The sequence below is a fragment of the Pseudoalteromonas sp. SIMBA_162 genome (assembly GCF_046535955.1).
Lineage (GTDB): Bacteria > Pseudomonadota > Gammaproteobacteria > Enterobacterales > Alteromonadaceae > Pseudoalteromonas > Pseudoalteromonas marina.
Genome location: NZ_JAWJBQ010000066.1, coordinates 1 through 556 on the forward strand (window position 1 = coordinate 1; position 556 = coordinate 556).

Here is a 556-nt window from a genome sequence, read left to right on the forward strand (position 1 = left end):
TGATTAAACTTCCTATGCGTATTTTAATAGCAGGTATATTGAGTGCGGTTGCTTTAATCGTTTTAACTTTTGGCTCTAGTTATTTAATGTCTTTAATAATGAAAACAAGTTTTACAACAAGTTTTTTAAGCACTGCTCCCGGAGGATTAGATCAAATGGTATTACTTGCTGATGCGGTTAAAGCAGACGTTGCACTTGTTTCTTTATTTCAAACCTCCAGATTGCTGTTCATATTTATTTTAATTATGCCTCTATTAAAGTTATTCTATCGCTGGCATGATAAAAAGATGCTGAACAATGTCACGTTCCTACTTGGAAAAGATAGCTAGCATCCTCAATAGACTACGGCTGATAGGAATCGTTGAATCGAAGCGATTAAGGTTGCTGAAGAAAGTACTTTCACATACATGGAGCAAGGCGATCGAGTTTAAAAATGACAGAACGGTCTCCTTTCGCCACTGTTAATTTTGTAATTCTCGTTCGTTATCATATATTTATTCATCAATGAGTTTTAGTTTCTACTTACTTTATATAGTCTTTCATCAACAGAAGGCCG

Annotated in this window: 1 protein-coding gene; it reads left to right on the forward strand. The window is 34.9% G+C overall.

The annotated features are described in order from the left end of the window. A partial coding sequence (locus R0J88_RS18725) for an AbrB family transcriptional regulator (RefSeq protein WP_410900690.1) occupies window positions 1-329 on the forward strand: 329 nt, incomplete at its 5' end. Window positions 330-556: the final 227 nt, after the last annotated feature.